The 26,012-nt window shown below is 37.5% G+C and carries 22 protein-coding genes; 15 read left to right on the top strand and 7 right to left on the bottom strand.

What is annotated here, in order from left to right; all coding sequences use genetic code 11:
- The first annotated feature begins 16 nt into the window (after positions 1-16).
- Both WFY05_RS11430 and WFY05_RS11425 read left to right on the top strand, forming a co-directional pair.
- The gene (locus tag WFY05_RS11430) at positions 17-601 is read left to right on the top strand and encodes a tail fiber domain-containing protein (protein ID WP_340112982.1); all 585 of its coding nucleotides are present in this window, start codon (positions 17-19) and stop codon (positions 599-601) included.
- Between the two features lie 126 nt (positions 602-727).
- Positions 728-3,193 (top strand): T9SS type A sorting domain-containing protein, encoded by a 2,466-nt coding sequence (locus WFY05_RS11425; protein WP_340112981.1) that lies wholly within the window; start codon positions 728-730, stop codon positions 3,191-3,193.
- A 144-nt stretch (positions 3,194-3,337) separates the two neighbouring features.
- On the opposite strand, the gene WFY05_RS11420 is transcribed toward WFY05_RS11425, so the two are convergent.
- The 7 genes from WFY05_RS11420 to WFY05_RS11390 all read right to left on the bottom strand — a co-directional run bounded on the left by WFY05_RS11420 (position 3,338) and on the right by WFY05_RS11390 (position 8,162).
- Positions 3,338-3,646, bottom strand: a complete 309-nt coding sequence (locus WFY05_RS11420; RefSeq protein WP_340112980.1) for a hypothetical protein — start codon at positions 3,644-3,646, stop codon at positions 3,338-3,340.
- A gap of 4 nt (positions 3,647-3,650) precedes the next feature.
- On the bottom strand, positions 3,651-4,445 hold the full coding sequence (locus WFY05_RS11415) for a relaxase/mobilization nuclease domain-containing protein (protein WP_340112979.1): 795 nt from the start codon (positions 4,443-4,445) through the stop codon (positions 3,651-3,653).
- Entirely contained in the window at positions 4,442-4,756 is a 315-nt protein-coding gene (locus WFY05_RS11410) for a plasmid mobilization protein (protein WP_340112978.1), read from the bottom strand. Before WFY05_RS11410 ends, WFY05_RS11415 begins: the two co-directional genes overlap by 4 nt.
- 111 nt (positions 4,757-4,867) lie before the next feature.
- On the bottom strand, positions 4,868-5,752 hold the full coding sequence (locus tag WFY05_RS11405) for a DUF8464 domain-containing protein (RefSeq protein WP_340112977.1): 885 nt from the start codon (positions 5,750-5,752) through the stop codon (positions 4,868-4,870).
- A 246-nt stretch (positions 5,753-5,998) separates the two neighbouring features.
- Complete coding sequence (locus tag WFY05_RS11400) at positions 5,999-7,168, bottom strand: virulence-associated E family protein (RefSeq protein ID WP_340112976.1); 1,170 nt, start codon at positions 7,166-7,168, stop codon at positions 5,999-6,001.
- Between the two features lie 49 nt (positions 7,169-7,217).
- Entirely contained in the window at positions 7,218-7,520 is a 303-nt protein-coding gene (locus WFY05_RS11395; RefSeq protein WP_340112975.1) for a helix-turn-helix transcriptional regulator, read from the bottom strand.
- A 129-nt stretch (positions 7,521-7,649) separates the two neighbouring features.
- Complete coding sequence (locus tag WFY05_RS11390) at positions 7,650-8,162, bottom strand: hypothetical protein (RefSeq protein ID WP_340112974.1); 513 nt, start codon at positions 8,160-8,162, stop codon at positions 7,650-7,652.
- 656 nt (positions 8,163-8,818) lie between these two features.
- Here WFY05_RS11390 and WFY05_RS11385 point away from each other — a divergent pair.
- From WFY05_RS11385 to WFY05_RS11325, 13 genes are all read left to right on the top strand, one after another.
- Positions 8,819-10,096 (top strand): site-specific integrase, encoded by a 1,278-nt coding sequence (locus WFY05_RS11385; RefSeq protein ID WP_340112973.1) that lies wholly within the window; start codon positions 8,819-8,821, stop codon positions 10,094-10,096.
- Between the two features lie 26 nt (positions 10,097-10,122).
- Positions 10,123-10,938, top strand: coding sequence for a hypothetical protein (locus tag WFY05_RS11380; protein WP_340112972.1), 816 nt, complete (start codon positions 10,123-10,125; stop codon positions 10,936-10,938).
- A 111-nt stretch (positions 10,939-11,049) separates the two neighbouring features.
- Positions 11,050-11,409: a helix-turn-helix transcriptional regulator gene (locus WFY05_RS11375; RefSeq protein ID WP_340112971.1), complete on the top strand. Its 360-nt coding sequence runs from the start codon at positions 11,050-11,052 to the stop codon at positions 11,407-11,409.
- A 174-nt stretch (positions 11,410-11,583) separates the two neighbouring features.
- On the top strand, positions 11,584-12,249 hold the full coding sequence (locus WFY05_RS11370; RefSeq protein WP_340112970.1) for an LvrA C-terminal domain-related protein: 666 nt from the start codon (positions 11,584-11,586) through the stop codon (positions 12,247-12,249).
- A 4-nt stretch (positions 12,250-12,253) separates the two neighbouring features.
- The gene (locus WFY05_RS11365; protein ID WP_340112969.1) at positions 12,254-13,570 is read left to right on the top strand and encodes a replicative DNA helicase; all 1,317 of its coding nucleotides are present in this window, start codon (positions 12,254-12,256) and stop codon (positions 13,568-13,570) included.
- 17 nt (positions 13,571-13,587) lie between these two features.
- Positions 13,588-13,965: a hypothetical protein gene (locus WFY05_RS11360; protein WP_340112968.1), complete on the top strand. Its 378-nt coding sequence runs from the start codon at positions 13,588-13,590 to the stop codon at positions 13,963-13,965.
- A gap of 110 nt (positions 13,966-14,075) precedes the next feature.
- Positions 14,076-14,603, top strand: a complete 528-nt coding sequence (locus WFY05_RS11355; protein WP_340112967.1) for a hypothetical protein — start codon at positions 14,076-14,078, stop codon at positions 14,601-14,603.
- Between the two features lie 319 nt (positions 14,604-14,922).
- On the top strand, positions 14,923-17,058 hold the full coding sequence (locus WFY05_RS11350; RefSeq protein WP_340112966.1) for an ATP-dependent helicase: 2,136 nt from the start codon (positions 14,923-14,925) through the stop codon (positions 17,056-17,058).
- Positions 17,059-17,130: 72 nt separating this feature from the next.
- Complete coding sequence (locus WFY05_RS11345) at positions 17,131-17,718, top strand: RNA polymerase sigma factor (RefSeq protein ID WP_340112965.1); 588 nt, start codon at positions 17,131-17,133, stop codon at positions 17,716-17,718.
- 125 nt (positions 17,719-17,843) lie between these two features.
- Positions 17,844-19,079 carry a FecR family protein gene (locus tag WFY05_RS11340; RefSeq protein WP_340112964.1) on the top strand — a complete coding sequence of 412 codons (1,236 nt, stop codon included), beginning with the start codon at positions 17,844-17,846 and terminating at the stop codon, positions 19,077-19,079.
- Positions 19,080-19,161: 82 nt separating this feature from the next.
- Positions 19,162-22,533, top strand: coding sequence for a TonB-dependent receptor (locus WFY05_RS11335; RefSeq protein WP_340112962.1), 3,372 nt, complete (start codon positions 19,162-19,164; stop codon positions 22,531-22,533).
- A gap of 27 nt (positions 22,534-22,560) precedes the next feature.
- The gene (locus WFY05_RS11330) at positions 22,561-24,111 is read left to right on the top strand and encodes a RagB/SusD family nutrient uptake outer membrane protein (RefSeq protein ID WP_340112961.1); all 1,551 of its coding nucleotides are present in this window, start codon (positions 22,561-22,563) and stop codon (positions 24,109-24,111) included.
- 193 nt (positions 24,112-24,304) lie between these two features.
- A complete protein-coding gene (locus WFY05_RS11325; RefSeq protein WP_340112960.1) occupies positions 24,305-26,011 on the top strand; it encodes a carboxylesterase/lipase family protein in 1,707 nt (568 codons plus the stop codon).
- Position 26,012: the final 1 nt, after the last annotated feature.

The following is a 26,012-nucleotide window of genomic DNA, read 5'->3' as shown; positions in this document are numbered from 1 at the left end:
TGGGCAGATAAAAATTTTGGGAGACAGAGAAACTGATGATCCTAACAAGGATTTATCGATGCAGGTCTTCGGTAAATACGGTACTTATCTAACTAACGGTAAAATAGCTGTTGGTGATTATGGACGTGTTGAGAATAACGGTGCCAATGTTTTTGTCGGTGAACTTGGAACCAACTGGGATAGTGACCGATTAGAGCTTCACGGGAAAAAGGGAATATACTTAACTTATGAACAGGGATATGACTACGGTGATATTATTGGGAAATGGGACATTGATCAGCCTGACCGTTTTCAGTTTGAAGTAGATGTTTATGCGAAGGGAATAAAACTCAACTCCGACGAGAAGTTTAAAACCAACATTAAACCTTTGGGCAAGAAATTGAATGTTTTAAAACAATTAAAGGGTGTAAGTTATAAACTTAAAGAGGAAAAAGTTAAAGTTTTGCCTGAAGAAATAGAAGGATTGTCCGAAAAGGAGCAGGCTGACGTGGCATCAATCAGCACTTCGAAAACGAATGATCGTAACAGATTGGGCTTTTTGGCACAAGATGTGGAAGCTCTGTTTCCGGAGTTGGTTGAAAAAGACAAAGATGGCTATTAATATGTTGATTATGTTGGACTAATACCGGTACTGGTAGAATCAGTAAAAGAACAGCAGGAGCAAATTGACGAGCTTTTGAAGTTAGCTGTGAAAAGGGGACTAATAACTAATGAAAACTAGTGGAAAATGAAACAAGTATTTATCTTAATATCAGTTGTTTTTTTTGCTTTGCAAGTGAAAGCGCAATACATCTACGATGAGTATGATGAAGTAATACCATATACATTGACAGAAAAGTATAAGGATATAATAGAAAAGAATCAAATACATTCAGTGTTGCTTCCCCATTATGATAACGATTCAATTTATTTTAAAAGTAATAAGGTAAATTCTTATGATGAGGTAGATTCCAGATATGCGCAGGTTGTTGGTTTTAGCATTGATACCAATATTGTTTTTCAGGATTATGCTTCGAAGGTTAATATCGATGAAGGAACTTTATGGATTATGACTTTAGAAAGTTCAACTGCTCAATATTTGGGAATTAGCATAGAACAACTTGATTTTCCTGATGAAGCATATTTTACTGTTTACCCGGGAACTATTCCTGGAGTAATTGTGGAGCCAGAGGTCGCCTTTAAGGAAAGTATGAATGATTGGGCAAAAGGGAATTGCTTTGAAACGAAAGTTTATGATAAAAAAATAGTGATTGAGTTTTTTGTCCCTAAAGAAATTAGATCTAAACCAAATTTTATTCTAAAGAAAATTGATTATGGATTCAAAGGTTTAGGTAGACCAGGTAGTAAAATGAATTATGAAAAAATTAAAAAAGAGAATAGTGGAGGCAGTTCTTCCATTCTAAAAAGTGGAGGACTAACTAATACTCCAGCACTAACTTGTCAGCAAGACGTCGTCTGTGCTAGTGTTAATGGTTGGTCCCAGGAAGCTAAATCAGTCGTTAATATAAAAATCCCATATACATATAATAACAATAATTATGAGAGTCAAGGAACTGGCTTTTTCATCAATAAAGCAGGAAATGGATATAGTGATTCTGATCAACCAATTATTGTTACTTGTGGACATTTATTTGCTCCAGAGGTAACCCCTGGAAATCATTACGATATTTCTGGCACACACGGGAAAATTCAAATTTATGTTGATTACGAAAATCAAAGCTGCAATGAAACTAAAACAAGATATGGAAAGAATATTGTTGCTGGATTTAGCAGTGCAAACCGTTTAAAATTAGGATCTTCCTACATTGTAGCATCAAATTATAATGAAAGTCAAGATTATGCCATTTTACAACCAAGTAAAACGGTGGATAAATTGAAAAAATATAATATTGAATATGCAGGATGGACATCTAATCCAGATTATTTACAGGAAGGCTATGCCGCAATTGGACATCCGGCAGGGGATGTTAAAAAGGTTAATATCGAAAACTCCAGAGCGTGGGCAAATGCTGACAATTTTGGATTGTATTTTGACGTCGGTGTAAGTGAACATGGTTTCTCTGGATCTCCAATATTTAATTCATCAAAGAAAATAGTAGGTTGGTTATGCACTGGGACAGGAAGCTGTTCAACTGTTGGGCAGACGAGTTCTAGCAATCATACTTCATGTGGTAGATTTGATAATTTACATTTTGATATTATGACTTATGTCGATCCAACAGGTATAGGTTTAGCTCAAAATACGAATCCCCAGCCACCAACTCCTGAAGAACTTCCTTCTCATTGTAGCAATTGTGTACAAGATGATGATGAGACTGGAATTCATTGTGGTGGAAGTTGTTACCCTTGTGGCATGCAGGATGTGTTGGCGATAAAAAATGATCTAGATTTGCAGGGAGAAAAAAAGAGTCGGTATGAGATCTTTGCAGAGCCTGATCCGGGGAGCTTACTTTGTTTAAAAAGCGGAAATTCATCGTTGGAAGCTGGCATGAATGTTTATTTAAATGGAGGATTTGAAGTACAGAAAGGTGCAACCTTTTATGCCGGTATAGATGCTGAGTTAATGTCAGAGGCAGATAGGGGGTGTCAGCCTTCATGTGTGAATCTTGCCAATGTATTTACTCCAAATGGTGATGGCGTAAATGATTATTGGGTATTCTCGCAAACATTTGTGACGAGTTACGATTTGCTGATTTGGGATAGGAACAATCAAATAGTTTATTCTGAAAGTAATCAACCTGTATATGAAAATGGCGTTATTTTTGCTTGGGATGGTTCTGGGACCAGCAATGGCGAAGTTTATTATGGAACTTTGACATATACCGATTGTTATGGAAATACATATTCTGAACCTTTCTTTACTCATACATATAAATCGGCAGAAATTCTGTCTGAAAATTCTTTGATAGAAGAAAATAAACAGGCCAAGGTCATCGAAGTTGAAATGAATGAAGAGAGTGGATACATTAAGGCATATCCAAATCCATTTAACGATAAAATTCATGTTGAGTACACTGGCAATACTTTTCCATTGGAATACAAAATTTTTGATGCAAGTGGGAGATTGATACTGAAGAACTCAATTGATTCAAATACTGAAGAAATTAATTTGGGAGGCTATTCTCCCGGAAATTATATTATTAATGCCAAAGCAGGCGTATATAATTTGAGTCAGAAACTCATCAAAAAATAAACAGCACTATCTCATAAACTGTGTAAATAGGAATACCGGGGGTTGCAACTCCCGGTATTTTTTTGTTTATTTTTAAACTTTACACAGTAATGAAAAAAGAAGATTTATTAAATGATGATTTTCTATCAAGCCACAAATAAAATGTTATACCGGTGCCTTCAGATAAAGATAAACCACATTCTGAATAATCATCCAAATCATAATTCCTGCGAGTACCCATAAAAACCATCTCGGAATAACCACACTCTTTTCTAATTTCCGCTTATGATTCTCCAGAAGCTGTTCCAGCTTATTGGTGTCAACCTCATATTTCAGTTTTGATGTTTTAAGAACCTGTAATTGCCTGGCAATTTCAGGAGCAATCTCATTTATATTCTCAGTGGTTTGTTTGAGTGTTTCAATTTCGGAGGTTAAAATCTCCAGTAATTTTTGTTGCGATAAATTTTTTCTCATGGTATTAAAAGCTTATTCCAAAATCCCTTGAAGGACGGTTTTGTTGTGCTTGTTTTCTTTGTTTCTCTCGTTCGGCACGGTACATTATTTCATAATTTTGCAGAATCAGTTTTTGCAGATTGGCAGCACTAAACTCCCGGCCAACACTACTGCCTTTAATGGTTTCCTCTCCAATCTGGAATTTCAACCCAACAACTTTTCCATCGGAGGCAATTCTCCTGTGGGTTTGGATTCCATATTCTTCCATCAATTGGGCATAATCATTAATGTCGCGAGGCATTACAGTCAAAACCCGTTGGTGGGCTTCTTTAATGTAGTTGCCCAGTCGTTGCTCATTTTGTTGCTGAATTTCTTTGGCAGTAGTAAATCCCCATTCTTTAGCCACACTTTCAGCAATTCGCTGCGCCTTTTTGCTGATAAAGTGGTCTTTGTACGCTTTCCCGTTAAAATCAATACGGTTGACGAAAATGTGCAGGTGCTTGTGTTTCTCATCGGTATGCAGAAAAGAAACAAACTGATGATCGTCCAATTTCATTCGTTTCAGAAAGTCTCCGGCCAGTTTTGCAAAATCCGAGTTACTAAGTTTATCACCGTCAGGAATGGATGGACTTAAAACCATGGAAAAAGCATTCTTCTGGCATTTGGAATTCAGGTTCTGAAAGATCCTGAACTCCGTTGCAATTTCTCTGGGAGTTTCGCCTGCAACTTTATTCCGGCTGATCTCCTTCGCTCCGGGCTTTTTCATGGCGTAATTGACAGCATTAATCGTATGTGAGATGCTTTTTGCTTTGCCGATCATTGTTCAAACTTTCCAAGGTGGATTTTAATCAGTTTAATTACTTCTTCCAATTCCCGGAGAACAGTTTCATTCTTATTAAAATGTTTGCTTCTTACCAGGTTGCCGATGGCCGTAAAGTTGCGATGGTAGGTGTGCAGGTTATTGTACACCTCCAATTCTTCGGGAGAAAATCGTAAGGTTACCTTCATGTTCAGTGATGCCCGCCGGGCAAACTCACTGGTACCTAATCCACATTCCTGGGCAGCCATTGTGATGGCCCTTTTTTCGATATTGCTTACTCTAAACGAGATATATTTTGTGCGAACTCTCATTTTCTTTAACCTTTAAATTAATATTTAGAACCTGCGCTGTGCGCCCCTTTGCGAGCCTGGGAGCAAAGCGAGAGATGCCCATGGTGCAACCTGGGCACCTCTCGACATGGCTTACCACGGAGACCTCCGCAGATGTTGGCTTCGGGCTATCAACAGCTGATTCAGATCTTTTTCGTTTTTATAGATGGCCGACATATCGACACTGTTCGTTAGATCGGCCAATAACTGTTTGGTTGCTTTTTTACCAGCTGAATCATTATCGAGATAGAGACCAGCTTTCGGATAAGTTTGGGCAATCTTATGGATGCGGTTGATAAACGAAACAGAATTCAATACCAAAAAATCTGATTGGTGTGGTAAGCCAGGATAATGCATTAGCAAACTAAAAAAATCAAACATGCCTTCAGTAACACTCAAAAATTGTTTCCCTGTAGTGAAATAGGAAAAGTCTTTTGGTGCTGCAGCATTTTTATAATATGGATTTCGAAGTTCCCAGCTTCCCGAAACATTTTCCAAACCTAAAGCGAAGTATCGTTTTTGATTCATCGAATAATGAACCTGACTGGCAAAACGGCTTGCAGTTTTTGCGTCAATTTTTCTTTCCGATAAATATTTGATCAAAGCCGGGTGCCGAATGGGGAGGATCTTTTCGATCTGGATTTCAGGTTCAGGCGCTAACTCAACCAAATTATGCTGCTGTTGAAAAGAGAAAGATGGAATGTTTTTAGCCAAGATTGCCAGTGCTTCAATGACACTGCAGCTGTTATTCATTTCAATTACCAGGTCAATAATATTTCCTCCTTTTCCAAGACCATGATCGTACCAGCGGTTAAGAACCTTGGAAACCTTAAATGAGGCTTCATTTTCCTGTCGGATCGGACTAAGGTACCAGGCTGAATGTTGGTTTTCTTTTGCCGGTGAGTATCCGGATCTTTTCAGGAATTCTGTTATCGGAATTTCACGGGCTGTATCACATTGTAGTTTTTCTTTTTTCATCAGCAAAATTTTTAAAAAAGTTGATTTTCGCTTACCTACTTACCTACGATCAGATTATCAGTCTCTTAGTATATAGGTAAGTTGATTTTTCATCCTACCTATCTTACCTGATAGGTAACTTAGGTAAGATCCAGGTAACTTAAAAACTATTCATCTTACCTAAGTAAAGCTCAGTGTTTATCGTACTTTTCATTCTTTTAGGTAAGTTGGTAACTTGTTTTCTGCTTTTTTGCAGAAAACTACTGTTTAGCCTGTGTTAATATTTGATCGGGCCAAATAACCCCAGACCTGTCTTTTCGGGTGTTTTACCCGCTGAAAATTAAATCCCGACAGAGCTTTGCCAATATTGATGTGATTCAATCTCAGGTTTAGAAAGTTCAAAGCTATTTCAACATCCGAAGCAGTTACAAAATCTTCCATATCCTGAGATTTTTCGTAATACTTTGCAATTAGTTCCTGTTCGGTTGAGAGCCGGGTGTACTTCTTATTTCGTTCCTCGTTTTCAGTCACATCCTTTAACGAAAGTTCTGCGTCAAAATCTTCCAGCTGATAAGCATAATGATAAGCCTGGCTCCATACCTTATTAATATCCACTTCTTTTGAGTAGGCAAAATCAATTTTATCACGAAGTTCAAAACACAACCAGCGAACAGAACCGGTTTCATCACTGAGAAAGGATGCCATATTTGTAGATCCCACGAAAGAACAGATCCGTGGTAGGGTAGTGTTCTTTTTATCGTAGGGTAATCTTTCATTGATAAAAGTTTTCGAAAAGAAGGCTTTTAGTGCATTTACATCTTTTCTGGAAAGTACGGCCAGTTCGTCGAGGTTAAGCAGAAAATTTCGGCAAAGCTGAATGCGTGCATCCTTATCGTTGCTGATATCTTCAGCCATATATTCAGAAAGTAGTGGGGGACAAAGAAACCTGCACCAGGTGGATTTCCCTGAACTTTGACCTTTGTGACTAAGAATGAAAGCCTGCTTGTTAAAATAGTCAGGTTCCAGAGCACATCTGACTGCTCGTACCAACCATTTCCGAAAGTGATACAGAAAGGCTTCATCTTCATAAGTAGGAACATAAGAACACAGTTTCTGTATGTAATCGATGCCATCCCATTTGGGTAACGATTCAAAATAGTTCAGAATCGGATTATGTTTGGCAATGAGTTCTGACTTGATAAAGATTTCCAGTTTTCCTGGCGAAATTTCAATCCCGGCTTTTGTGAGTTCAATAATCAGTGAATTGATATTAAGATAGTGCCAATGGTTTTCTCCAATTAATGAAATCTGATAGTCATGAGATATTTCATTATACCTGATGTCGTATTTTTCAAAAAGATAATCAGCTGTGTAATCAAAAACAGTTTTCTTTTTGGGATTATTGGCAATGTATAAACCGGATTCTTTTTCTTCCATAACCGTACTGGATTAAGATCTAACTTCAAAAGGCTGTTGAATGCCGGTTTTAATACTTTCGGTTTCTGGATAGCATCTGGTTGAATTTCTCCTCGTCTTCCAGTTCTTCTTCGGAAATACCCATCAACCAAAGATCGATGTCCTTTTTATAAAAGAATTTTTGCCGGATATTGGCATTGGTACCGGTTGGGATAAGTTTTTTACTGAGCAGCTTGTAAATTTTGCTTTTGGATAGCCCGGTGTACTGAGCCAGTTCTTCAACATTAAAAACGGTTTTGTTCTCTGCGAGTAGAGTTTTAATTTGTTTCAGTTCGCTAAGAACCTGTTTTGATAGAAATACTTGATTTTCCATAGGTGACATATTTATTAATGAGTAATGACGCTTGATGCGAGAAAATCTCATCAGCAAATATGTAGCTATATGTGGCAGTAAATCAAGAGGGTAATTTGAATTACGGGCTAATTACGGGAGAAATACCGTCTATCGAAAAAGTATTTTCTGAAAGGCCTTTAGGTTTTCTGAAAATTCCGTTTCACTTTCATTCACAAACTCTGAAAACCGCGAGTTCAAACTCGCCCTTTTTACTTCTGAACCATTTAGAGTAAATGTATTTTCAATGAAATTGAAAAGAATCTCTTTTGGTTCCTTTTTGAAATCTCTAATTCCTCCATTAATAAGTAAATGCAGTATTCTAAACAGCTTTTTATAATCAGCTGCAGCCCGATTATCCGATACCAGTTTAAAATCGATTTTACTTTTTATTTCAAGTCCATTTAATACCAGGTTTATATTTTCCCGATCTGTTTCCACGAATCCCAGGTCTGGTATATGGATTCCGTTCAAATTATTTTTTACAAACTGAAAACAACCGGAGGGTACTTGTTTTGATAATCTGCGAGCTTCATTCAGTGATCCGATAAAAAGTAAAGTCAAGAAAAGTATTGTTAAGCTTATGGCAGAGTAGAGGATAACATGGATAAATGAAAATCCCATGCCCCAGAGTCCGAATAACAGAATCAGAAGACAAACAAACAGGATAAAAAGGATCGTTGTATTGTGGTTGCGTAATATTCTTATATTGAAGATCCACCGGAGTTTCCGGTTGAATCGAAATATAATTACTCCTGATTTCTTGATTATTGTTTCCATATTGGCTCATCTGTTAACAGGTTCCGGTAACTATCAACATTATTTTATTTTTTCAATAGCATTGATAATTAACTGATTAAAAGTAAATAATCTGTCAGGTGCAATCAAATGAAAATCCGTGTTGGCGTAGATTTTACGCTCATTTGGCTGTATTTGGCTTTCGAAATGTTGAATAACATAGAATGACTCTGTGTATCTGGTAGTTTTTGGTTGTTTTTATTGGGTGATTTTGTTGTACCTATGTTGTACCCGTACAAATAAAAAAGGAGCTAAAAATTCGTTTAACTCCTTGATTTTAAGTGGTCGGGATGACAAGATTTGAACTTGCGACCCCTCGCCCCCCAGAGGTGTAGTTTTCTTCTTTATTTGTTTTGTAACTATTTGATTTTATTTAACTTTAAGCCAGTATTGATAAGGTTTGTGTGAAGTTAAAAAAAGACCGTTTTTAGTCGTTTTTACACCAAAAATGCGACTAAAATGCGACTAAATCAGCGACTAACATGGAAGTAAACCGGACATATAAATTCTTTATGCGGACTACACAGCCGGATGCTGATGGGAATTACCCGGTGTACCTGCAACTGACCCGAGACCGCAAACGTGCCTATATCGCTTTAAAAATATATGGAGAAAGGGATCGATGGGACGATGCCCAGGAACGCTTTGTAATAGAGAAGGGATTGCGAACCAAAAAAGAAAAGGAAGCCAATGAGCAACGTAGAAAGGATAATGACCTGATTGATAATTATAACCAGAAAGTAAAGGCGGTAATCTCACAGTTTGAACACGATAAGAAGGACTGGACGATCAACCAGTTTAAGAATGCCTTTCTTTCACGGTCGAAACAAGGTAATTTCAATGATTATCTGGACGACCATATTCAAACTTTAAAGGAAACGGGGCATACAGGTAATGCCAATTGCTATGCATCCACGCAGCATATCTTAACCTTATTTGATAAAAAACTGGGAGAAAGGACATTTGGGGAAATCGACATCAAATACGTGAAGCGTCTCGATGTGTTTTTACAGAAAAGGGGAAACTCTGGCAATACCCGTAAATATTATTTTAAAGCCTTACGGGCAATCCTGAACAAAGCATTACAGGACGGTGAAGGAAATATAACTACCTATCCGTTTGGTACAGGGGGATTCAAAGTGTCCGAATTGGAAGAAAAAACGGCTAAGAGATTCCTCCCGGTGGCTTACTTGGAAAAACTGAAATCAACTAGTTCGAAAAGAGAGGTGGGAGAATATGCCCGTAATTTGTTTCTTTTTTCGTACTACTGCTTCGGGATGTCATTTATTGATATGGCCCTTCTAAAACATCGTAACCTGGTTAGCCACGATGGGGAACTATATCTGGTTTACAAAAGGGAGAAGGAAAAAAATAAACGTAACACGCCACCGATACAGATTAGGATCAAACCTGAAATTGAAGAATTAATTGGTCACCTAAGGCAGTTTAAGGAGCCAATTGAAGATTACCTTCTTCCAGTAGTAACCATAAATCACTTTGGGGAAAAACTCTACAAGCATATTACTAACAGGAGGAAACGGTATGTGGGCTATTTAAAGGATCTGGCAACGGAATTTGAGTTTGATTTCAACCTAACTTCCTATGTGTCACGCCACACGATGGCTATGCAGCTTCAGAATAATAAAATTCCAAGGGAAGTAATCAGCCAGGTAATGGGGCATCAGAACCTGAAAACAACCAATGTATACCTTGACAGCCTGGATAGTTCCGTGATAGATCAGGCCAGTAAGGTTCTATAGCATTAAAATAAATTCAAATTAGTGTGATGAGACAAATAATGAACATAATAAAGAATGAAGGAATAGTTGTAGGGAAAAATGAGAAAAAGGCGAGGTTCTATTGTCAGGATTCGGGTCCTATTCGGCTGATTGAGATTGATGAATTTGGGGACTATATCTGTACAAACATAGATGAATGTCCAATTGTAATGGATGGGATTACTGCATTTGCCGTCAAACAATGGGGTAAGAACATTGCATTTTTATTCGATACCTATTATAAAATTGAAAAGCAAAAATATTTAAAAACTGAGCAGGCAAAATTGGAGTCTTTAGAGAGAAATCTTGAAGAAGAATTTTACAAAATTCATATTGAAAAGGAAGACATTTCTGTCATATCTGATTTGTTGAAAACTTACATAGAAGATAAGGAAATAGAAGAGCTTAATGCTATTAAAAACAATTATTTAAAGTATATACAAACTAACTCTCCAAAACAAATTGTGGTAGAAGGAAGAATGAAAAAAATTGTTGATGATGAAATCAATAAAATTGTGTCGATATGGGAAAATCAAAGTTGGGATTATGTTTTTTATGATCAAGCTGATTTCGAATTATTTTTTAATATGATAAGAACATTTTTTCAAGATCAACCAATTACTCTACCAAAGTCTCCGATAAAGTTGAAACCTAACAGAAAATCCTATGCTATTACTGCAATGGGTAAGATTCACTCCAACATAAAAGAAGATTATAGTGAATCAGGGGAGTATTTTAATATTGCCAGGACATTAGATCCTTATCAACATTGCGAGGATAAGGATCTAAAAAATGCAATGTCGAAATATTCACAATATTATTAAAAATTAATCCTAAGTGATTGGAATTAAGATAGTCCCTTAAACCCCTTAGGTCCTTTTTCTAGTCCCTAGTTCCCCCCATTACCTTCGTGATACAAATTTCAGAGAAGTATCATGAAAGAAAACAATTACTCATTTGACAATCTTCCACAGCTTGTTGCCCAACTAACAAAGGAATTCCAAGATTTAAAATTGGTGGTCAATAAATTATTACTACAAGATATCAAAAAGGATGATCGACTGGGAATAATGGAGGTTTCTGACCTAACAGGATACAGCCGGAATACATTATATCAGTTAGTGCATCGAAACAAGATTCCATACCACAAGCCTGAATATGGTGGTCGAAAACTAATTTTCTTCCAGTCAGAAATCGATGAATGGCTTAGAGGCAAAAAAAATGAAACATCTCAAGAGTATTGTGTCCGCAAACAAGATGAATTATACACAAACTCGAAAGGAGGTATGCGATGAGCTGGAACACGTTAAGTCGAATTGGTGGACGGGAAATTACCCATAAGGTAGTTAAAAGTCTTTGGGGGGATCTACGAATTGTATCCGCAGAATATTCCCGAAAACAAGGTGAGATCGTATGTTTTAGAGGAATTAAAAAGCAGTGTGAGTGGTATATTAAATCGAGACATTAATATGGGATTAAAAGGTTACATAAAATTGCAACGCACTATCCAAGAAAGTTGGATATGGAACGACTATCGATTTAAATGGTGGTTGATAATTCTTCTTAATGTGAATCATGCCCAAACCAAGGTTTCCGTTGCTAATATAATTTACGATTGCCGGCCTGGTCAATCTTTTAGAAGTATTGAAAATTGGGCAACACTTATGGGTTGCGCAAAAAGTACTGTCGATAAGTTTTTTGATCTTTTACAAAGAGACGATATGATCAAAAGGGAAACTATTGGTAAGGGGAAACGAAGGAAACACTTGCTAACAGTGGTTAACTGGACTAAATATCAAGCTAAGGGAAACGGTAAAGAAACGGTAAATGAACGCAAACTAATCCCTAACAATAATGAAAATAATGATAATAAATTATTTGAACATTTCTGGGATTTGTACGACAAGAAAATCGGGAAGCAGAAATGTATAAAACTGTGGCAAAAGCTTTCCAAAGATGAAATAGAGAAAATTATGGTGCATTTTCCAAAGTACGTTGAATCCACTCAAGAAAAGCAATTCCGAATGCATCCTTCAACCTATTTGAATGGGAAATGCTGGAATGATGAAATAATCAGTATTGCGCCAAAAGAATCAAAGCAGGAAAAAATTAATAGACAACTCTTAAAACCATAATGCCATGAAAATTTCGGAAACGATATTAGATAGGTTGCCACCACAGGCAGTAGATGCAGAGAAAGCCGTTCTGGGTGCTCTTTTACTTGAAAAGGACGTATACGAAAAAATCAGCTCCTTTTTAGATACAGGCCATTTTTACTTGGATTCGCATCAGCGTATTTTTGAATTTATTAAAAAGAATTTGATCCAGAAACAACCAGTTGACCTGATTACTGTAACAAAGAGCTTGAAAGATTCATCACTTTTGGATTCAGTAGGGGGACCACAATACCTGACATCTTTAACCCAAAACGTAGCATCAGCGGCACATATTGAAGCACATGCTCGGATTATCGCAGAAATGTATTATAAGCGGGAGTCTATTCACAAGGCAACCGAAATAATATCGATGTCTTATGATGGCAAAGATGTTGAAGAAATTAGCCATCAGTGGCAAAATTCAGCAAGCCAAGTAGAGAATATTTTTATGGTTGCTGATTCTGGAACTCATATCAGAAAGGTACTTAAGGATACGATTGAAGAAATTAATCGTGATAGCGTAGCTCTAAAGCAAAAACATTCACCAGGTATTCCTACTGGTTTTCAAACTTTTGATAATGCTTCAGGTGGTTGGAGGAATGGAGATCTGAATATCCTTGCTGCAAGACCGGGAGTCGGAAAAACTTCCTTTGCTTTGCATTTTGCCCTGCATGCTGCATTTTCTGGATATTGGGTTAATTTCTATTCATGGGAAATGAAAAAGGAAGATTTAGCAAGGATTCTGATTGCAGCTGTTAGTGATATTTATCGTTCAAACATAAGAGATGGGAGGCTTGAAGATGAAGATTGGAAAAGGATAAATAAAGCTGTGGGGCAATTGGAAAACCTTCCGGTTATCTTTCGTGATGCCAGTGGAATGAACATAGAACAAGTCCAATCTACTGTAAGGGAAAATTACAGACATAGTCACTGTGATTTTGTGGTAATTGACTATTTGCAATTGATCAGTCCGGTAAAGAAAACAGCGATTAGGGAACAGGAGGTGGCACAAATCAGTCGTACCCTAAAATTAATCGCACAAACACGTAATATACCGGTGTTGGCGCTATCACAGCTTAATCGTACTGCTGAAGGAGAACGTCCTAAATTGTCTCATCTAAGGGAGTCAGGGGCAATAGAGCAGGATGCTGACAACGTTTTGTTCCTTCATCAGTCCGATGAAAATCAAAATATGATACAACTTACAATAGCTAAGCACAGAAGAGGTCGTCAGGGGAGTTTGGATATTTCGTGTAATGACCAAATGACCCGATTTCAAGAGATAACTTTAAAATCATAACAATTAAATTTTAAAACATGAAAAAAATTGAAGTTTACAAATGCATTTTCTGTAGCGAAATTTTCGATGACAGAGACGAATGTACTATTCACGAGCAAGTATGTCCTGAAAGGATGGATACAATGACTTGCTTAAACTGTAAGTTTTATAGGGACAGTACTCTACTATTTCAACCGGGTGGTTTAGCGTCCATACCTATTTGTCTAAGAAATATTGATATTTCAGAAGGCTTCAAGCAACAATGTGACAATTATATTGATGATGCTGCTTCTATCGGTAAAAGTATTTTAAAACAAGCTGAAAGGAATTTTGATCCAACTTCATTGTTTAAAATGCTAATGCGGGATCTCTTTCCGAATAATGAAAATGGGAATGACTTCGAACTTCCATTTTAATCTTTAGGAGGACATTCGGATTTTGAAATAAAATACTGCCGATTGTATTAACAATTGGCAGAACTTTCAGGACTTAAAATAATGAACGCAAAATCTTAAATTCTAAAACCATGAAAAAATCAAAACGAAAATATTACATACCTAACATTGAAGAGAAACTTCGATACCTGAGAGTGTTGGAAAGCAATGATATGAATAAGAGCTTGACGGCACGGCAGCTCAACATTTCAAGAACTGCATTAATTAATTACTATAAGCAGTATTGGAATGAATATATCGAAAAAAGAAATCAGGTGAATTCAAATGCACTTGAAATTGAATCTAAAAAAATTATGCTTTCGGCGGATCTGGAAAAAGCCAGGATAGTGATTGCAGAAACTTGTCAAAAGGCAATTCACCAAATGAATACTCGTCTTACCATCAATCCTGAGAGAGTAAAAACGAATGATTTGATTTCATACATAAATACTCTGTTGCCGTATATAGCAGATAAGAAGGCAGTAGCAGGAACAAAGGATTCAAATGACAAAAGTGTCAGCCATACAACTTTCGTTCAAAGTCTAACTCAAAAGATTCAGCAGATCAATCTGGAAAAGAAAAGGCAAGAGTTATTAAAAGAACAACAAAATACAGGTTAACAAAATCGTTTATTCTGAACTTGAATTTTAATTCGATGTAATTCAGGCTATTATGCAATGAGTGACAAGCTGTTGTGTTTTTTCAAGTGATTAGTTGTTCTTTGATCTTGATTACTGCCAGATACTTTAAAAAACCAAATTGTATAACAGGCAAGTGGATAAAAAATGCTCGGATGGATCGGCAGACAGCAGTTCAATTCCGCTGAGGCTACCACTCTATCCGAGCACCTGACAAAGGTATGGAAAAAAATTGAAAATAACCTCGCAAAAGTTAGATCAGATTATTACAACCAAGAATATGAATTTAAAAATGGGAAGGATGATACAAAAAAATAAATACAGAGAAGATAAATTAGTCGAACTATTGGATTTGGTTAGATCAGATAATATAAATAATCCAAAGACAGAAAACTACTCACAAGTACGTGAATCACTATCTGGCTACACATATACCGAAATTGAGTTAGATGGTTTGACAAGGGAACGAGTAAAGGAACTCCAGCTGATAGCCAAGTCTATTGAGAAAAAGGTTGTAAGTCATAAACTTGAAAATCCTGCAAGATTCAAGATTAATTACGCAAATGAATTGAACGCTGAACAACTAAGTGCAGTACTGGAGATTGCTAATCCACTTTTGGTTATTGCTGGTGCCGGAAGTGGTAAAACACGGGTTATAACCTATAAAGTAAGCTACCTGATCGAAAAAGGGTATTTGCCGGAAGAGATACTGTTACTTACCTTTACCAGGAAGGCATCAAAGGAAATGCTCAATAGGGTAAGTGCTCTTCTAAAAGGTGAATACCCGGGTAATGTTTTTGGTGGAACCTTTCATTCATTTGCCAATTACATCCTGCGTACATACCACCGGTTGATCAATATGCCACCTAACTTTACAATTATCGACACCCAGGATGCAGCTGACATTGTTGATCTGGTGAAAACAGAACTGAAACTTGGAAAGAAAAAGGATAACAAAGCATTTCCACGAAAAGCCACCATTTATGATATTATATCCAAGGCAAGGAATCTTGAACAATCGATTGACGAAATTATTGATACTTACCATGGGAATCTTGAGGTTTACCAGCAGGAAATAAACGTGATCAACGAATATTTCATAATATACAAAAAGGCTTCAAATCTGCTTGATTACGACGATCTGTTGGACAAATTACGGTTCGAACTGAAAAGCAATACGCCGTTTAGAAACGCTTTGCAAAATCGCTTTAAATATATTCTGGTGGACGAATACCAGGATACCAACCTGGCTCAGGATGAAATCGTTGAGTTAATTGTAGGAAACCGCAGTTGTGTAACCGTCGTGGGGGATGACATGCAATCCATTTACTCGTTTCGGGGTGCTAATTTTGAAAACATACTACGTTTCCCGACCAAATTCCCGCTATGTAAAGTCGTAAAAATTGAAACAAATTATCGGAGCAGTAATCAGATACTGGATTTTACAAATAGGATTATAGATTCAGCACTACTTGGCTTTAAGAAGAAACTGGCTGGAATAAAGGAATCACCAAATGTCCCTTCGATTAAGAAGTTCTATGATCCAGAACTGGAAGCAACCTTTATCGTAGATAAGATGCTTGAATTGCGCAATAAGGAAATACCCCTGACTGAAATCGCTGTACTGGTTCGAGCGATGTGGCACTCCAACTATGTCCAGGCCGAGCTTATAAAGCGATCGATACCATTTGTTGTGATCGGAGGGATCAAGTTTGTTGAAAGGCGGCATGTAAAGGACGTAATGGCCTTTTTAAAGATAAGCTTTAACGTTCTTGACGCCGTTTCATGGCACAGGGTATTGATACTGGTCCGAGGGATAGGAAAGGTCACTGCTCGTGATATTGTCAGGGAAATCCGAAACAAGAACGGGACAGTGGATTTCTCTCGATTTAAAGGTAAAAAGTTTGCTGAAGCATTAAACGATTTATCCGCCTTAATCAACGGCTTGATAAAACTTCAACAAAACCCAGTTCAGGCCATTGAAGATATATTAAGCTATTACCGAACGGTTCTGGAAGGAATTGAGGCCGATGCTGAAATCAGGTTCAAGGATCTGGAAGTACTTGTTGGACTTGCTTCGAAATATGATTCTGTTGAACGCTTTTTAAGTGATTTGACGCTGGAACCGCCATCAAATAAAATTCAGGATTCACTAAGTCCTTTAATCGATCAGTCAGACGAAAAACCTGTTACCATTTCGACGATCCATTCAGCTAAAGGACTGGAATGGCATACTGTGTTTGTTCCATTTGCATTGGATGGATTGATCCCTTCAGTGAAATCACTCGGTAGTATTGAGGAATTGGAAGAAGAGCGCAGGTTATTTTATGTAGCTTGCAGCCGACCAAAGGAAAATCTTTACATCACAATGCCTTCGTTTGTTTCTTCTTGGGATGCAGTTTTTACGCAGCCGTCGAGATTTCTTCCAAGAAAATAAGGAACCCAAATATGTCGCTGTTAAGAAATTTGTGAATACTCCTCCCAATTTATTTATATTTGCTCAGAACTTATGAATGTAAACGCCGATAAAGAATTATGGGAAGACTTCCTTAAGGGAGAGGATTATGCCCTTTCTCATATTTACTATCAGCATGTACAGAGTTTATACCGGTACGGCAAAAAGTTTTCTAATGATGATGAACTGATCAAAGACACCATTCAGGAACTCTTTTTTGATTTAATCCGAACCCGGAAGAATCTTTGTAGTACGGATAATATTGGCTTTTATCTTATTGCATCGTTTCGAAGAAAATTGGCAAAAGGTATCAGAAAAAGTAAAATCTTTTCCAACACTCCTGACGAAGAACTTTTTAAAGCAGAGATAGAATATTCAATTGAAAAAGAGTTAATTGAAAAAGAAGAATTGTCGGAAAAAGAAAAGCTGGTTCAAACTGGATTAAAGGAATTATCTGCAAAACAGAGAGAAATTCTATACTACAGATATATATGCGAATTTTCATACGAACAGATCTGCGAGATTACTTCTCTTAAATACGATTCGGCTAGGAAGCAAGTTTTTAGAGCATTAAAATCGTTACGCAAAGCCCTAAGCGATAATTCAAGTATGGTTTTCTTCATATTTTCTTTTCGGTGGTAAAACTTTTTTTAAAAAAAAAGTATAATTCTTGTCCACAAAACTTTTCCTAAAGTCTTTATTCGTTTAAAGAGACATTCTCAATAAAACAATAAAGCAATCTTTTTATTTAAAGGATCGAACCTAAAATGGAAAAGAAATATCTAAAATATAGCCTGGAAGAGCTCCTTGATGACAGTCAATTTGTTGCCTGGATTCTAAAAGGAAAGAACAAGGCGGATTGGAACTCCTTCATTCACGAACACCCCGAATTCAAATCCAAAGTCAAAAAAGCTGAAGAAATCATTCTGTTTTTAAAAGATACATATGATATTCTTGACGAGGAAGATGTGATGAAAATGTGGCATAACATCGATCGATTCAACAAGTTGTATGGTAGTGTTTCCAAGCGAATACAACTTCGTAGAACAATTGCTATCGCTGCATCGGTTTTAATCGTTATCTCGGTGGGAATTCTAGGCTATTCATATTTCAACAACAGGAATATAGAATATCAATTTGCCTCGTCTGATATTTCTGATACCCAGGAGGATGCTCGTTTAATATTGTCAGATGGTGAACAAATCGACCTTGAACTAGATAATTCTACCATTGAAATCGATGAAAAAGAGAAAATTACTATCAATAACGAGGATGTTATTGATCAGTCTGCAAATGAAGAAAAAGATGCAGAAAACAACCGGATGAATGAGGTAGTTGTTCCTTACGGGAAAAGCTCGGAATTATTACTTGCTGATGGTACAAAAGTGTGGATAAATGCCGGGAGTCGTTTTGCTTTCCCAACAAAATTTACTAAGGATACTCGCGAAGTATACCTGGAAGGAGAAGCTTGTTTTAAAGTTGCTAAGAATCCCTCACAACCGTTTATCGTTAATGCAAATAAGTTGGGAATTAAAGTTCTGGGAACTCATTTTAATGTTTCAGCTTATCCAAATGACGAAAACATCGAAACCATTCTTGTTGAAGGAAGTGTTGTTGTTGGTAAAAAAACATCATTTGGAATGAGTCAAAATGTAGAGTTAAAACCTTATCAAAAAGCAACATTCAATAAAGAAGAAAAGGAAATAATAGTGTCGGACGAACCTGATGCCGATGTATACCTTGCGTGGACAGAAGGTTGGTTTCAGTTCTCACATCAAAATCTGGACAAAGTCTTTACAAAATTAGAACGATACTATAATGTAAACATCATTGTACGAAACGAATCATTTCCTCAAGAGGGAAAAATTACAGGGAAACTTGATTTAAAAGATTCATTAGATGAAGTTTTAACTGCTCTCTCGGATGTGATAAAAATGGAGTATCGCATTGATGGAAAGAAGGTATTTATAAATAAAAAGATGGAGGAGATTCCTATGAAATAAAGAAAGAAAACCGGTTAGCGGGCAGGCTTTCCGGTTTTCAAACTAAATTAAATAAAGTATTTAATCTAAACGTTTCAAAATTATGAAAAAAAAGCGAACAGCGCTTTACTTCCCAAGAGGAAGTATGGCTAAAATTCTTTTAAAGATGAAATTACTAACTATCCTGTTGCTTTCAGTCTTTGCTGTTTCGGCAGCTAACGATTCCTATTCGCAACAAACTAAATTCAATCTTGATCTTTCGGAAGTTAGTGTAAAACAGGTGTTTACTGAAATTGAGAACAGTAGTGAATTCATTTTACTTTATGATGAGAACAGTGTTGATGTCAATAGGAAAGTGAGTGTTCAGGTTACTGACCAAACAGTGGAAAATATTCTTGATCAGGTTTTCGCTGGAACTGAGAATACTTATAAAATATACGATCGGCAGATTGTTATTTTAAAAGATGAAAAGGCCAAGGTTCCTGAAGAAATAGTAGAACCCACTGAATCAAAGCAGGAGAAATCAATAAGTGGTAAAGTAACGGATTCGAATGGAGAACCGCTTCCTGGTGTGACAGTGGTTGTAATGGGCACAACAATTGGAACGACAACTGATTCTGATGGAAATTATACACTGGAAGTCCCGAGTGATGATGTTGTGTTGCAGTTCTCATTTGTGGGTATGGAAACCATGGAAGTGCCGGTAAATGGACAAAGTATAATCAATACAACATTAGCCCAAAGTACTATTGGATTGGAAGAAGTAGTGGCCGTTGGATATGGTACTCAGAAGAAAAGTGATGTAGTTAGCTCGGTCGTTTCTGTTGAAGTGGAAGATGTAGTAAAAGTTGCCAGCTCAGATTTAGGTGAAATGCTCCGTGGTAAAGCTACAGGTGTTCAGGTTACTACTGCCGATGCTAGTCCAGGAAGTAGTTCTTCAATTCTGATAAGAGGGAAAAGATCAATAAATGGAGGTAACAATCCTCTTGTTATAGTTGATGGAGTCCAGGTGTCAGACATTAATGAAGTAAATCCTAATGATGTTGCATCTATGGAAATTCTTAAAGATGCTGCTGCCCAAGCTATTTATGGCGCAAGAGCCTCAAACGGTGTGATTTTAATTACTACAAAAAGAGGCAAATCAGGAGAGACCCAGGTTAACTATTCTGGATATTATGGTTTACAAACTGTCCAAAAACATTTTGAAGCCTATAATGGAGATGAATTTATTGCCTATAAAAGAGAGGCCTTTCGCGCTAACGGAGGACCTGACGGTGATTTCTTGCCAGATAATCAGGTGTTTACGGCTGATGAATTAGAGACCATTGCAAGTGGTGATTACATTGATTGGGAGGATAAAGTATTGCAACTTGCTCCTATAACAAATCACAATGTCAGCTTAACCGGTGGAACTGAAAAAACAAAGGTTTTTACTAGTATTAACTACTTTAGTCAGGAAGGGATTATTAAAGGAACGGATTATGATCGCGGGACTGTTCGTCTAAATATTGATCAAACGTTAACGGACTGGTTAAAGTTGGGAATTAATTCTTCCTGGCAAATTTCACAAAAGGACAATCCCGGAACAACTCACGCAACCAATGAACCTGCCGCCGCAATGTTAGTGAGAACAATTACAACATCACCATTAGGACAAGTTTACAATGATGATGGCACTTTAAAACTTCATCCGAGTGACGTACAAGATAGCTGGAATCCTTTGCTTGATCTACAGGAAATTACAAATGATACAAAAGAAAACCGCAGTATTATGAATGTCTTTGTGGATGTAACTCCTTTCAAAGGATTCAAATATAGGTTGAATGCTAGTCGAAATGGATTAAACCAAAAGAATTACCTGTATAATTCATCAAAATCACTATCCGGTACATTAGCTGGTGGATTAGGATTAGGATCCGTAAGTTATATTGACAATGCAACCTGGCAATTGGAGAATATTGTAACCTATAAACCAAATTTAGGAGATGGGACACACGCTTTGGATTTTACATTTGTTCAGAGTTTTTTGAACTCAAAATATTCTCGTTTTCTTAATGAAACAACCAATATACCGAGTGATGCTATCGGTATTTATTACCTCTCTGCCGGGGTAAGCCAACCAAGTATTAATGCAACAGAAAGAAATTTATTGTCTTATGTTTTTCGTGCTCAGTACAATTATGGTGGAAAATATTATTTATCAGCATCCATGAGAGCTGATGGATCTAGTGTTTTTGGAGACAATAATAAGTGGGGATACTTTCCGGCAGTCGCCGCTGGATGGAATATAAACAACGAAGATTTTTTAATTGATAGCGAAACCATTAGCGTCCTGAAATTACGAGGTAGTTACGGAAGTGTTGGTAATGAAGGTATTCAACCATATCAAAGTTTAAATACGGTTCTTCCATACGATTATATTTTCGGTGGTTCCAAAACAGCAGGACTTTTACCTGGAGGAACACTGCCAAATCCAGATTTGAAATGGGAAACGACTACCTCTTTCAATATCGCAGTTGATTATGGCTTCCTGAAAAATCGAGTAACTGGAACTTTTGAATACTATTTAACCAGAACAAAAGATTTATTGGTGAATAGAGCAATAGAGCAAGTAACAGGATATTCACGAAAAATTGTAAACCTTGGAGAGATAGAAAATAAAGGGATTGAGTTTTCTCTGAACGGTGATGTAATTAGAAAATCTGACTTTACATTAAGTCTTGGAGCGATGATTAATTTGAACCGAAACAAGATAATAAGTCTGTACGGTGAAGATAATGATGGCGATGGAAAGGAAGATGATGATATCGCAAATCGTTGGTTCATAGGTCAACCAATCGATGTTTACTACGACTATAAAATGGTTGGCATATTTAGCACTGCAGAGGAAGTTGCAGCATCAAACACACCAAATGCTGTACCAGGAGATATTCAGGTTTGGGACAGAGATCCTAACGATGGGGTCTTGAATCCGGATGATAGAGTGATCACTGACCGGACACCAGACTGGTATGGTACATTTAACCTGGATATGACATACAAAGGACTTGATTTTTCTGCTAGTCTCTATACTGTTCAGGGTGTAACTAAGTTTAATACTTTCTTGGTTGATTACTGGACAGGTGGTAATCCTAGAGGTATTTTAAACGGTATTAAACAGGATTATTGGACTCCTGAACATACCGACGGAACACGTCCAAGGCCGTTAGAAGCAACTGGACGAAGATTTATGGATCAAGGTAATGTTACTGCAGGTTTGCAGGATGCTTCATTTATCAGACTCCAAAATGTGACAATCGGATATTCGTTACCCGATGACGTTATCAGTAGGTTGGGCTTATCTAAATTAAGAGTGTACTTCACTGGCCAAAACCTATTTACAGTGACCGATTTTGAAGCCTATAGCCCGGAAAACGATGCACGTTCCTACCCGGAAACTGTTTCGGTAATCGGTGGACTTCAAATTGGATTTTAATTAGTTGAAAATTAAAATTTTAGTAAAATGAAAGTAATTTTTAAAATATATACACTATTAAGTATATTTCTTATTTTCTCATGTTCTGATCAGCTAGATGAGACACCAATTGATGCGATAGATGCTGATTACATTTATAGCTCTGAAGCCGGCCTTGAATCAGGGATTACCGGATTGTACAATAAAATGCGCGAATTAAATTATGACGAAGGTACAGGTTCTATATTTTCAAGTGTTTTTTTCAGGATTGCTACCGACTTAGGTCTTGGTCGAGTAAACCTGGATCAATGCTATAATCCTAATAGATATAATGCTAATTGGCCCATGCAAAATTGGGGGCGATTGTATTACATTATTGATAGAAGCAATGCTATTATTGCCTTTGCATCTGATATCGATATGGATCAGGATAAAAAAGACGTATTACTAGCTCAAGCTAGAGCAATTCGGGCTGAGGTTTACATGCAATTGTATACAACTTATAATAATATCATCTTTAAACCTGAACCAACAACAATTGAGAACATAGATCAAATAGATTATACACCTGCAGATCCAGCTGATATTTGGGCATTAGTAGACAGCGATCTTGATTTTGCAATATCAAAACTTGATTGGGTGGTTGAACCTGGAAGATATGGACAAGGCGTTGTAAGGCATTTAAGAGGGATTAGTGCTATGTGGCAGGAGGATTGGCAGGAAGCCGTTAATCAGTTTGATGCTATCGTTGAAAATGGTACTCATCATCTTGTAGAAGTGGATGAAGTATTTACGGGAGATAAGAATCATGCTGAGTCACTTTATACCTATCAGACAAGTCGCGCCTTAGGAGGTGGAAATGAACTTGCCGGTGGTGGGCCTTCCGCTTTAGCAAGTATGTTCAATTGTCGCATTTACGAATTATCGAGTGGCGAGATGATTCCCGAAGTACAGTATGGAGGTTTAGCATTCGGATGGGCTTTCCCCAATGACTATTGCCAGTCCTTATACGATAGAGAAAATGATAAGCGATATACGACATATTATTATGAACAAAATTATATTGTGAATAATCCAGACCACCCGAATTTTGGTCAACCTCTACCGGAATCCTCTATTGAAGATAATTATAGAAGGTACCATTTTAGTCTGAAAAAGTTTCATGATCCAGACAAACCGGCTAGTTCAGACCAGAGTTACCAAAATTTTGTTCATTATCGATTTGCAGAAACCCTGCTTTTTGGAGCTGAAGCTCACTGGCATTTATCGGGAAGTAACACAGATGCAAAAGCTTTAGAGTATATCAATATGGTTAGAAGAAGAGCTTTTGGAGACAATAACCATGATTATACAACAATAGATCTGGACAGCTATCTTGAAGAACATGCTCGTGAGATGGCTCTTGAAGCTTCACGTTGGTATGTACTTAAAAGACTTGGTGTGTTAGTTGAGAGAGTGAATCTTCATTTTCAGGGGGGCTCAAATTCAGGTAATGTTCATGGAGTTCAAATGGAGGATTATATGGTTAACTATCCTATACCACAATCTCAAATAGATTTGATGAAAGGATTTCCACAAAATCCTGGTTATACCCAATAAATAGCTAGTTTGGTTAGAGTTAGGGAGGTATCTTCGGAAGAAGGTATCTTCCTTTCTTACAGCAAGAGTCTGCAATCTGATTTAAATGAGGATTTTTCCTCAATTGTTTAGGTCGGTTATTTCCTTATGAAAACATTCAAAAGTTAAGCCAGACGTTTACACGAAAATAAATAAAATTTTATAACCTAAATCGATGCCTAAAAACAGAAGAAATTTTTTAAAAACTGTTGGCCTCGGATCAGCCACGCTCGGATTTGGAGGAATGACTTTGTCTTCCTGCTCTAATGAATCCATCACCAAGGAATCCTTACCGGAACAAACGGTTGAAGTTTCAGAAAACGGTGCTATTGTTGAAACGAAATATGGGAAAATAAGGGGTTACCGCAGAAACGGTATTTATACCTATAAAGGGATTCCATACGGAGATTCAACGACAGGGAAAAATAGATTTTTGGCCCCTAAAGAGCCGGAGCCATGGACCGGTGTGCGAAATGCTTTATATTGGGGAAATGCTGCCCCGGCTGAAGCTGGTTTAGGCTATCCGTTCGAGCCAAGTTTCGACCACATGGACAATAGTTTTACCTACAATTGGGGCCATAAACGATTTGGAGAGGATTGTTTGTCGATAAATATATGGACCCCGGAAATAAATGATAATACAAAGCGGCCCGTACTTGTCTGGTTCCATGGAGGTGGTTTTGCCGGAGGTTCTTCACACGAACTTGATGCCTACAATGGGGAAAACCTGAGTCAAATAGGAGATGTAGTTGTTGTAACAATAAATCACCGCCTTAATATGTTTGGATTTTTAAACCTTGGTGCCATAGGGGGAGAAAAATACAAAGATTCTGCTACTGCCGGTATGCAGGATTGTGTTGCATCGTTGAAATGGGTAAACGAGAATATCTCAAATTTTGGAGGAGATCCGGGGAATGTGACCATATTCGGTCAGTCAGGTGGTGGTGCAAAAGTAAGTATTGTAATGGCTATGCCTGAAGCTAAGGGACTTTTCCATAAAGCTATGACAATAAGCGGTGCTGCTTTGAATGTTGCATCATACGAATCCCAGGCAGAATCGGCAGGCGCCCTTCTTAAAGCTGCTGGGATCAGCACTTCGAATATTGATAAGATACAGGAAATTCCATGGCGGGACCTTTATAAAATAAGTCTGGATTCAGGACTTGGAAGAGGTTTTGGGAGATTTGCACCATGTTTGGATAATTTGCACATACCTCAACATCCATTTGATCCGGCAGCACCTGCTATATCTTCAGGTATTCGAATGATTATTGGTAACACCACCGGAGAACAGTCTCATAGTGGTAATGACCCTTCTTTGGAGGACATCACTTTTGATGAGCTCAAAGAGAAACTCCGTAATTCAAAACGAGGCGGAATATTTGACAGAGGAATACCGTTTGGGAACAGCCGGATCGGCGAAGTTGTGGATGCCTATGCAAAAGTATTTCCTGAGAAAAAACCTGTTGCGATTTGGTCGCTGTTGAGTGGTCGTGATCGTATGTTAACACAAGCTGAAAGACAAACAGCCAACGGCGGGGCCGTCTATAACTACTGGTTCGATTGGGCTACACCACTTTATGACGGAAGACCAAGAGCTTACCACAATACTGATATCTCATTTTGGTTCAACAATACAGACTTAATGGATACCATTACAGGAGGAGGTGCCAGACCACGCAGATTGGCTGAAAAAATGAGTCTGGCACTTACCAGTTTTGCCAGAACGGGCGATCCAAATCATCCGGGAATCCCAAACTGGCCAAAATATGACACAAAGGATGGAGCAGTAATGATCTGGAACGATACCTGCGAAGTAAGAAACGATCCTGACCGCGAAGCCAGAAACTTGGCTAATGAAATAAGAAATTCAAATTCTTAAA

The organism is Maribellus mangrovi, from assembly GCF_037646455.1.
Lineage (GTDB): Bacteria > Bacteroidota > Bacteroidia > Bacteroidales > Prolixibacteraceae > Draconibacterium > Draconibacterium mangrovi_A.
The sequence above is the reverse complement of the archived record's forward strand: the minus strand, read 5'-3'. Positions and strand labels throughout refer to the sequence as shown.

Excerpts from the sequence above, each read along its gene's own strand:
- WFY05_RS11365 (WP_340112969.1), top strand. The coding sequence starts at position 12,254 with ATGAAAATTTCGGAAACGATATTAGATAGGTTGCCACCACAGGCAGTA.
- WFY05_RS11410 (WP_340112978.1), bottom strand. The coding sequence starts at position 4,756 with ATGAGAGTTCGCACAAAATATATCTCGTTTAGAGTAAGCAATATCGAA.
- WFY05_RS11405 (WP_340112977.1), bottom strand. The coding sequence starts at position 5,752 with ATGAAAAAAGAAAAACTACAATGTGATACAGCCCGTGAAATTCCGATA.
- WFY05_RS11400 (WP_340112976.1), bottom strand. The coding sequence starts at position 7,168 with ATGGAAGAAAAAGAATCCGGTTTATACATTGCCAATAATCCCAAAAAG.
- WFY05_RS11360 (WP_340112968.1), top strand. The coding sequence starts at position 13,588 with ATGAAAAAAATTGAAGTTTACAAATGCATTTTCTGTAGCGAAATTTTC.
- WFY05_RS11355 (WP_340112967.1), top strand. The coding sequence starts at position 14,076 with ATGAAAAAATCAAAACGAAAATATTACATACCTAACATTGAAGAGAAA.
- WFY05_RS11425 (WP_340112981.1), top strand. The coding sequence starts at position 728 with ATGAAACAAGTATTTATCTTAATATCAGTTGTTTTTTTTGCTTTGCAA.
- WFY05_RS11345 (WP_340112965.1), top strand. The coding sequence starts at position 17,131 with ATGAATGTAAACGCCGATAAAGAATTATGGGAAGACTTCCTTAAGGGA.
- WFY05_RS11380 (WP_340112972.1), top strand. The coding sequence starts at position 10,123 with ATGAGACAAATAATGAACATAATAAAGAATGAAGGAATAGTTGTAGGG.
- WFY05_RS11375 (WP_340112971.1), top strand. The coding sequence starts at position 11,050 with ATGAAAGAAAACAATTACTCATTTGACAATCTTCCACAGCTTGTTGCC.
- WFY05_RS11330 (WP_340112961.1), top strand. The coding sequence starts at position 22,561 with ATGAAAGTAATTTTTAAAATATATACACTATTAAGTATATTTCTTATT.
- WFY05_RS11420 (WP_340112980.1), bottom strand. The coding sequence starts at position 3,646 with ATGAGAAAAAATTTATCGCAACAAAAATTACTGGAGATTTTAACCTCC.
- WFY05_RS11390 (WP_340112974.1), bottom strand. The coding sequence starts at position 8,162 with ATGGGATTTTCATTTATCCATGTTATCCTCTACTCTGCCATAAGCTTA.
- WFY05_RS11350 (WP_340112966.1), top strand. The coding sequence starts at position 14,923 with ATGATACAAAAAAATAAATACAGAGAAGATAAATTAGTCGAACTATTG.
- WFY05_RS11335 (WP_340112962.1), top strand. The coding sequence starts at position 19,162 with ATGAAAAAAAAGCGAACAGCGCTTTACTTCCCAAGAGGAAGTATGGCT.
- WFY05_RS11385 (WP_340112973.1), top strand. The coding sequence starts at position 8,819 with ATGGAAGTAAACCGGACATATAAATTCTTTATGCGGACTACACAGCCG.
- WFY05_RS11395 (WP_340112975.1), bottom strand. The coding sequence starts at position 7,520 with ATGGAAAATCAAGTATTTCTATCAAAACAGGTTCTTAGCGAACTGAAA.
- WFY05_RS11325 (WP_340112960.1), top strand. The coding sequence starts at position 24,305 with ATGCCTAAAAACAGAAGAAATTTTTTAAAAACTGTTGGCCTCGGATCA.
- WFY05_RS11370 (WP_340112970.1), top strand. The coding sequence starts at position 11,584 with ATGGGATTAAAAGGTTACATAAAATTGCAACGCACTATCCAAGAAAGT.
- WFY05_RS11415 (WP_340112979.1), bottom strand. The coding sequence starts at position 4,445 with ATGATCGGCAAAGCAAAAAGCATCTCACATACGATTAATGCTGTCAAT.
- WFY05_RS11340 (WP_340112964.1), top strand. The coding sequence starts at position 17,844 with ATGGAAAAGAAATATCTAAAATATAGCCTGGAAGAGCTCCTTGATGAC.